The organism is Pontimicrobium sp. MEBiC01747, from assembly GCF_053601635.1.
Genome location: NZ_JBSHNS010000261.1, coordinates 1 through 1085 on the forward strand (window position 1 = coordinate 1; position 1085 = coordinate 1085).

Here is a 1085-nt window from a genome sequence, read left to right on the forward strand (position 1 = left end):
ATATAGATAACCCTATAAAAAAACCAGCTTGTAAGGCTACAGACCAATTGGTTTGTTCTTTTTTAAAGAGTTTATTAAGGTTGTATATGGCAATAAGCATAAAACCATGAGCAAAAATGTCCCAAGGTGCTTCTATAGTTATACCAATAACATAAAATGAAGTCACAACAACCAACGCATTTACCATACTATGTAGTCTACTTTTTAATATACTACGCGATAAATAAAACATATAACTACCAACAATCATAACCATAAAAACTGCTGGTAAACGCATTCCAAAAATACTTTTTACTCCAAATATCATTGTAGATATGGCAGATAACCAAGTGGGTAAAGGTGGTTTTTGGTACCGTGCTTCTCCATTCATGGTTGTTAATATCCAATGGTCGTTTTCTATCATTTCTCTTGCTGTAATAAAATTACGAGCCTCCATAATAGTTACTTGTAAGGTGTCTAAATTGGGTAGTAACATGATAGCTACAAATAGACAAAGTAATAGAACAGGATATTTTTTTAAGATTTTAAGCATCTTGTTTCTTTAATAAAATAAGATTTCTAATATATATGGTTGCGCCTAAGATATGACCAACAAAAAGCACAGGATCTTTTCTAAAAATAGCATACGTTAAAATAAGTAGAGAACCTATAAGGCTTAAAGCCCAAAAACCTAGAGGCAAGGTCGATTCTTTTTTCTTTTCAGAATACAGCCATTGAAACACAAAACGTAATGTAAATACTATTTGAGAGACAATACCTAATGCCAATAACCAAAAGGGAATGTCTTCGTTTTTAAATAATAAAGTTACGTCTATTTTATTATTGTTATAATAAAAAATAACAACAAAAACAGGCATTAAAAAGAAAACCCATTGTAACAGCTTAGGTACTTTTTGCCATTGGTTTTGTAATTGTAAATTACGAATGTATATATAATAGGTTAACCCTTGGCCTAACATAATGGCAAAATCGTTACGCAGATAACCATATATAAACAATAAAAAGGATGCCATTAAACTTAACGACCAAAATAGGCTAGGTGTAATAACTTTCTTTTGTTTTTCGCTAGTTATCCATTGTACTAT

General features: G+C 30.7%; 2 protein-coding genes. Both read right to left on the reverse strand.

Annotated elements, in window-relative coordinates:
• Positions 1–475: ArnT family glycosyltransferase (locus ACVC2P_RS08620; RefSeq protein WP_452598070.1), on the reverse strand; the 475-nt coding region annotated here is incomplete at its 3' end.
• A gap of 49 nt (positions 476–524) precedes the next feature.
• A partial coding sequence (locus tag ACVC2P_RS08625) for a lipid-A-disaccharide synthase N-terminal domain-containing protein (protein ID WP_452598071.1) occupies positions 525–1085 on the reverse strand: 561 nt, incomplete at its 5' end.